Raw genomic sequence first — 5,761 nt, 5'->3', positions numbered from 1 at the left:
GGCACACGGGTTTCTTTGGCGATGCTCTTCGCTGCCTCGTCCACGTTGTCGAGCACCCACTCCATGGTGCGCTCACGGGAGGCCAGGAAGGCTTTCACCGCTTCCGGGTACTTGTCGGCGAACTCGCGTTTGGCAAAGTAGGTGACGCGGCCGGCATGGTTCACATAAACGCCGTCGTCAGGCGTGTAGCCAACGACCTTGAGTTTGCCCGACAGCCAGGCGCCGGTGGCGTTGCCGGCGGCCAGATGAGCGGTGGTGGCGTCGGTGGCACCGGAGATCACGGCCGAGAGGGCCACGGTGGCATTGTCGATGGACTCGTAGCGCACGCGGCCTTTTTTCTGGCGCGTGTCCAGCGGCAGACCCACGGCGCTGAGCGCCTCGGTCGGTGCCGACCAGTAGCAGCTGATCCGGCTGCTGCCGAACTTTTTGCCGTCCAGATCGGCCAGCGAATTGATGTTCTTGTTCGACGCCGCGGCCAGCACCGGGGCGCGGTAGCGGTTGGACGGTTCGGATGCCCAGACGATGACGCCGTCCAGGCCGTTGGCCCGGTGCACCGTGGCTGGATAGATCATGCGCTGCGCGATGGAGATGGCACCCTTTTTCACAGCGGCCGTCTCGGCACCGACCAGGTCAGCGCCGCCGGAGGCGATGAGGTTGACTTCCTTGGTGCCGACCTTGTCGAACTCTTCCTTGAAGATCCCCTTGGCGCGGGCGACCACGGTCCATGGCGTGAGTTGCAGGCTGATCGAGGGCAGAACTTCCGCCGTCGCGCTGCCGACCGGGCCGAGCAAGCCCAGCGTGATGGCGACCATGGCGTTGAGCGTATGCCGGCGTTTCGGGGTAGAGGATTTCATGGGTTCTCCGCTGATTGGGACGGTTCGTGATGTGGGGTGCCGAGTGAGGGCAGCAGGGCCTATCAATTGACGGATATCAATTTATTCCGGCCAGCCGACGAACCCAACGAAGGAAATCAGGGATGGATATGAAGGCGCCGTATCCGCAGATCGATATGCGCAATCAGCGCATGGAAGGCAACCCCGCATCCGGACAATGCCGGCTGAAGCCATCCACCTCATTCCCACGCCGGTGGGTCGTCCAGCAACGCCATGCCTTTGCATCCCGTCATCTTTTTTTTTCGCACCGCTGTCCGCCGAGCGCCAGCCGTCCTGGCGCTGTTGCTGACGACGGCTGCGCTGGCCACCACCATGGCGCTATGGCACGGCTGGGCGGCGAGCCGGCCAGCGGCGCTGCCTTCCGATCCCAAGGTGCTCAAGGTTGCGATTGATCCCGACGCCATGCCCTTGAGCAACGGAGAGCGCGATTACACCAGCGACGGTTTCGAGCACACCTATGCACGCGACCTGGCCACCCAGATGGGTCTGGCGGTCGAGCTGGTGCCATTGCGGTACGACGAGCAGGCAGAGGCCCTGAAGCAAGGCCGGGTGGATGCGGCGCTCCGGCGCCGTTCTGCCCCCACCATGGACAAGGATGTCCAGGTTGTGCCCACGGGATACACCTCGGGTTTGAGTGTGGCCATGCGGTCCGACACCGATGTGAAATCCTGGCCTGCGCTCGCCGGGCATCTGGTGTGCGCGACCACCGGAAATGCCAGAGCCCGGGCGCAGGTCGCCAGGGTAGGGGCCCGCCTGCAGTTGCACCGTTCGCCCGCGCAGGCACTGGTGGCCGTTCGCACAGGCGCCTGCACCGCAGCCGTGCTGGACCAGGCCCCACTGCGCGCCTTGCTGGGCCGCAAGGAATGGCGGAAGTTCTCGGCCACCCTGCCGCCGACCGAGCCGAGCGCGCTAGAGCTGGTGCTGCCCCCGGGGAAAGCGCCTCTGCAGGCTGCCGTCCGGGCGGCCGCGGCGGCCGTCGGCGATGAGCCGCATTGGGCGCGGCGCCGCCAGACCTGGGCATCCAATGTGGCCTTTGAGGTTTACTTCGATCAGACCGGTCCCGACTGCCATTGAGCCGGTCTGCGGGGTCCCTGCGCAGTGGCGCCGGCGGCTTCGACCGGTCGTGCGGGCACTGCCGCTGGCGGCGGCACTGCTGGCCCATGGCCTCATGCAGGCTGCCTCTGCGGCGGCATCCGAACCGACGCTGCGCAGCGCCTACAGCCGTCCCCCGGCCACATGGCCAGCGGCCAACGTTGACGCCGGTGTGCGCTTCATCGAGCTTGGCGCCTGGCAACCTCCGGCGGCGATCGATGCACTGCACGAGCGCAGGCTGGCACGGTTGGGGGCGCGCCTGTTCTTTGATCCCCGGCTGTCGGCCGAGGGCCGTGTGTCCTGCGCCAGTTGCCATCGGCCGGAGACGGCATGGACCCTGAATGAAAGGGTCGGCCTGGGTCAGTGGGCACAGGCCGGGCAACGCAATCCACCCACCCTGTATGCCGTCCAGGCTCAGCAAACCTGGGGTTGGGACGGCCGCTCCCTGTCGTTGGCCGCTCAGTCGCTGAGGCCACTGATCGACCCACGGGAGATGGGGCATCGCTCACTGGAGGCGCTGACGGACAAGCTGAGGGAGCAGCCCGATCTGGCGTCGCGATTGCATGCGCTTTCCGGGAAGCCGCAGGAATGGCCCGCACTGGTCGGGCAAGCCCTGGCCGCCTATGTCCGGACACTGCACCGGCCTTCACGCTTTGACCACTTCGTCCGGGGCGAGTACCAGATGCTGAGCGACCTGGAAATACAAGGTCTTCATCTGTTCCGCACCCGGGCACGCTGTGTCAATTGCCACTTTGGTCCTGCCCTGAGCGACGGGCTGTTTCACAACCTCGGCCTCGCCTTTTACGGGGAGCCATCGCAAGACCTCGGTCGGCATGCCGTGACAGGGGTTTGTGACGATGCCGGGCGCTTTCGAACGCCCAGCCTGCGCCACGTGGCGCAGACGGCGCCCTACATGCACAACGGTCTGTTCCGTGATCTGAAGGGCGTGCTGCATCTGTATGCCCGGGGAGGGGGCGATCCCCGTTTGCGCAACGCCCGCGAGGCGGCTGACCCGTTGCGGCGCTGTGCGGCCAGCGTCTCTCCACTACTGAAGCCCTTGCGCCTGAGTGAATCCGACTTGCGCGCCTTGCAGGCCTTCCTGGGCAGCCTTTGACGCGGCAGCTCGTGCTGGATTTTCACCAGAGAGAGAAGACGGCCTGCTGCTTTTGCAGCACGGCTGCTGACAAGCCAACAGCGAGATCTGGATCGACTGTGGCCTGCAGCCCCTTGTATCGGGAGTTTCCATCCACGTCAGTGCGGACGCGGTACCGCATCCGGCCGTTGAAGACCCCAAGAGTTTGCGCTGGATCAAATGACGGGCACGTTTCGTTCCGGGCACCCCATGTCGGCATACCAGTTGCTGATTCCGCTGCACCGGGTGCATTGAGCCCGGGCAACTCAAATCACGATCAGAAGGAAACTGCATCCATGAACGACCGCATCCGCTCCAGCGCGCTGTCCAGATCGGTGGCCGTCAAGGCCAGGCTGGACCACCCCGTCATTGACACCGATGTGCATACCGTCGAGTTCGGTCCGCTGTTCGAGGACTACATCGCGCAGTACGGCGGTGCGAAGATCGTTGACCAGTTCCGTGCCCGCTTCAAGGGCGGCTTCAGCGCCGGCCCGGCCGACTGGTACAACCTGAGCGACCAGCAGCGGCGGGACCATCGCGTGCACCGTCCGGCCTACTGGATCCTGCCCGCGAAGAACACGCTCGACCTGGCCACCGTGTCGCTGCCGCGCCTGCTGGCTGAACGCCTGGAGGAGGCCGGTACCGACTTCGGTGTGGTCTACCCCAACGTGTCGCTGTTCCCGATCCACAGCTGGCGCGAGGATCTGCGCCGCACGCTGGTTCGTGCCTCGAACCACTACCACGCCGACGTGTTCAAACCTTATTCGGACCGGCTCACGCCGGTGGCCAGCATCCCGCTGCACAACCCGCAGGAAGGCATCGAGGAGTTGGAATTTGCCGTGAACACACTGGGCCTCAAGAGCGCCATCATTCCCGGCGGCATCCACCGACCGATCAAGGCCATCGCCGATCGCTTCCCTTTCGCTCACCACCCGGACATCGCCCGTGTCGCGCAGTGGTACGACACCTTCGGCATCGACAGCGAGTACGACTACGACCCGTTCTGGGCCAAGGCGGCCGAGCTCAAGGTGCCACTGACCACGCACACCTCCGGGCAGGGCTGGACGGGTCGTGCCTCGATCAGCAATTACATGTACAACCACATCGGCCATTTCTCCGACGCATCGGAGGCTTTCGTGAAGTCGTTGTTCTTCGGCGGCGTGACGCGCCGCTTCCCGCAGCTGCGTTTCGGTCTGCTCGAAGGCAACGGTTCGTGGGGGTCGGACATCTATGTGCACTTGCACGAACGCTTCGAGAAGCGCAACAGGAACACCGTGCACAACTACAACCCGGCCAACGTGGATGGCGACCTGCTGCACCGGCTGTACCAGGAGTACGGCAGCGATCTGTTCCGCGGCAAGCACTACAGCAAGGAGGAGATCCGCGCCACGGCGTTCGGGGTGACCACCGCGCACCGCAGCGAGCAACAACCACCCGAGTACCTCGACGATTTTGCCAAGGCCGGTATCGAAGAGATCGGGGACATCAAGAAGCGCTTCGTCGACAGTTTCTACTTCGGCGTCGAAAGCGATGACCGCACGGTGGCCCTGGCGTTCAACGACAAGGTCAACTTCGGCACCAAGCTCAATGCCTTCTGGTCATCGGACGTGGGCCACTGGGATGTGGTGGACTTCACCGAAACACTCGCCCAGAGCTGGGACCTGGTGGACCAGGGCGTGCTGAGCGCCGAGGACTTCAAGGCCTTCGTGTTTGGCAACCCGCACCGCTTCTACACCGAAGCCAACCCCGACTTTTTCAAGGGAACAGTGATCGAGCAGAAGCTGGCTGCCGTCGCCTGATTCTCAACCGGGATGCAGGAGGCCGGTCATGGCAGCCCTGACCGGCCTCTGCCCCCGAACCGTCCATCAGACGCGCCGCCCGGCGAAAGCGCACTATTGGGCGTACCGCGCCCGTGCTGCAGGATGGCCGGACACGATGTCGCTCGAAGCGTTATCGAGCAGCAGACCGTGTCGCTTGAGCAGGGTGCGCAACGTGTTGCGTGTCACGCCCAGCAGCCTCGCTGCCCGAACCTGGTTACCGCCCGAGCGGTCAAACGCCGCGCGAACCAGACTGGCCTCGACCCTGGCATACAGGTGCAGACACGGCTGGGCCACCAGATCGGCAAACAACCCGTCCAGGGGGTCCGACCGCGCAGGGCCGGATGACTCGATGTCGCTGCGGGCATCCGCTGCCGGGGGCAAGGTGGGCGAGAGCGACGGGACCAGCTTCAAGTCGCTCGCCTTGATCACGCCGCCACGCGCGACGATGAGCGCGAAATGCACCACGTTCTCCAACTCGCGTATGTTGCCCGGCCAGGCATAGGCGAGCAGGGCAGCGCGCGCTGCAGCCGACATGGTGGCGGTGTGTTGCCCCAGGCGTGGCGCATACAGTTCGATGAAGTGCTGGGCCAATGGCAGGATGTCGCCCGTTCTCTCACGCAGTGGCGGGACGTCGACCGTGGCCACACTCAGGCGATAGTACAGATCAGCCCGGAAGTGTCCCGCCTCGACGGCACGGGCCAGGTCGATGTTGGGCGCCGCCCCGAGCCGCACGTCCAATGCAATAGGTTTTCGCGACCCCAGGCGAACCACCTGCCGCTCCTGCAGCACACGCAGCAGCTTGACCTGCAGTGCCAGCGAAGATC

The 5,761-nt window shown here is 65.0% G+C and carries 5 protein-coding genes; 3 read left to right on the top strand and 2 right to left on the bottom strand.

Translation table 11 applies throughout. The features are described 5' to 3' along the window. The coding region (locus tag PHQ87_RS13885) for an ABC transporter substrate-binding protein (RefSeq protein ID WP_300235526.1) at positions 1 to 854 on the bottom strand (854 nt) is incomplete at its 3' end. A gap of 252 nt (positions 855 to 1,106) precedes the next feature. Here PHQ87_RS13885 and PHQ87_RS13880 point away from each other — a divergent pair. From PHQ87_RS13880 to PHQ87_RS13870, 3 genes are all read left to right on the top strand, one after another. Continuing rightward, positions 1,107 to 1,967 carry a transporter substrate-binding domain-containing protein gene (locus tag PHQ87_RS13880; protein ID WP_300235524.1) on the top strand — a complete coding sequence of 287 codons (861 nt, stop codon included), beginning with the start codon at positions 1,107 to 1,109 and terminating at the stop codon, positions 1,965 to 1,967. A gap of 49 nt (positions 1,968 to 2,016) precedes the next feature. Then, complete coding sequence (locus PHQ87_RS13875; protein ID WP_300235522.1) at positions 2,017 to 3,099, top strand: cytochrome c peroxidase; 1,083 nt, start codon at positions 2,017 to 2,019, stop codon at positions 3,097 to 3,099. A gap of 314 nt (positions 3,100 to 3,413) precedes the next feature. Next, positions 3,414 to 4,916, top strand: coding sequence for an amidohydrolase family protein (locus PHQ87_RS13870; RefSeq protein ID WP_300235519.1), 1,503 nt, complete (start codon positions 3,414 to 3,416; stop codon positions 4,914 to 4,916). A gap of 93 nt (positions 4,917 to 5,009) precedes the next feature. On the opposite strand, the gene PHQ87_RS13865 is transcribed toward PHQ87_RS13870, so the two are convergent. Then, on the bottom strand, positions 5,010 to 5,761 hold a 752-nt coding region (locus tag PHQ87_RS13865; protein WP_300235516.1), incomplete at its 5' end, for a sigma 54-interacting transcriptional regulator.

Origin of the sequence: Hydrogenophaga sp. (genome assembly GCF_028698005.1) — a bacterium.
In the GTDB taxonomy this organism is placed as follows: Bacteria; Pseudomonadota; Gammaproteobacteria; order Burkholderiales; family Burkholderiaceae_C; genus Hydrogenophaga.
This window is presented reverse-complemented; position numbering and strand designations above follow the sequence as displayed.